2 protein-coding genes are annotated in these 771 nt (G+C 62.9%); one reads left to right on the forward strand and one right to left on the reverse strand.

Annotated elements, in window-relative coordinates; translation table 11 throughout:
* A partial coding sequence (locus CWO89_RS44820) for a hypothetical protein (RefSeq protein ID WP_130584451.1) occupies window positions 1-272 on the forward strand: 272 nt, incomplete at its 5' end.
* Between the two features lie 122 nt (window positions 273-394).
* On the opposite strand, the gene CWO89_RS49035 is transcribed toward CWO89_RS44820, so the two are convergent.
* Window positions 395-520 (reverse strand): hypothetical protein, encoded by a 126-nt coding sequence (locus tag CWO89_RS49035; protein WP_283813353.1) that lies wholly within the window; start codon window positions 518-520, stop codon window positions 395-397.
* Window positions 521-771: the final 251 nt, after the last annotated feature.

Raw genomic sequence — 771 nt, forward strand, 5'->3', positions numbered from 1 at the left:
GGGGGGTCAAATTTGCAAGCCGATTGACAGATTGGACTACGCCCGAGTTGCTCGACCTGCAGATTCTGTTCCTCCGGGCCGCGCGCGTCGTCGACGATCGGAGCCTGGACCTACCCATGCCTTTGCGCGGCCTGATTGCCAGCAAGCTGGAGAAATCCGGCGTCCCAGCGCCGCAGACCGCAAAAATCAAAGGGTTCGTTCCGATCGGACGATCCGACCGGGCCAGTCTGTACGACGAGTCACTCCCTCCCGGTCTGATCCTGATCGAATAGACATGCGCGAGGCCCGCGCCGCTAGCGGCCATGCCGCCGCCGCGCCGCCGAGAAGCGTGATGCCAAGCACTGTCGCCGCCGCAGCGGTTTAAAGCCCATTTCTTCCTTGAGGCGTGTTCCGATCAGCTTGCGGCCAAGCCGGACCCTGTCGGCGTGGCGGTAAGTCCCAGGTCTGCCAGCACATCGAGCAGCCGCTCGAGTGCTGCGCGGACCTCGGCACCAAGTAAGTTGAATTTTGCCTTTGCCATTTCCTTTTATCCAAACGCTTATGCCGTCATCGCGCAGGCCGCTTCCCATAGGCGCCCGTGGCGCGAGCAAGCCTATGCCAGTGGCTGGACGGTGGACACTTCCCCGGTTCGCTGCCCCGTTGCCCCGAGGTTGCAGCCCAAGCGCGTTCCTCAGCCAGCTTCAGGATAAATACGAACACGGGAGCCGCCGTCCGTCTCCTGCAGCTCGGCCCTGTAAGGCACGCCGCGGATGTTGATATATGTCGGGCGCG

The sequence above is a fragment of the Bradyrhizobium sp. Leo170 genome (assembly GCF_004296405.1).
In the GTDB taxonomy this organism is placed as follows: Bacteria; Pseudomonadota; Alphaproteobacteria; order Rhizobiales; family Xanthobacteraceae; genus Bradyrhizobium.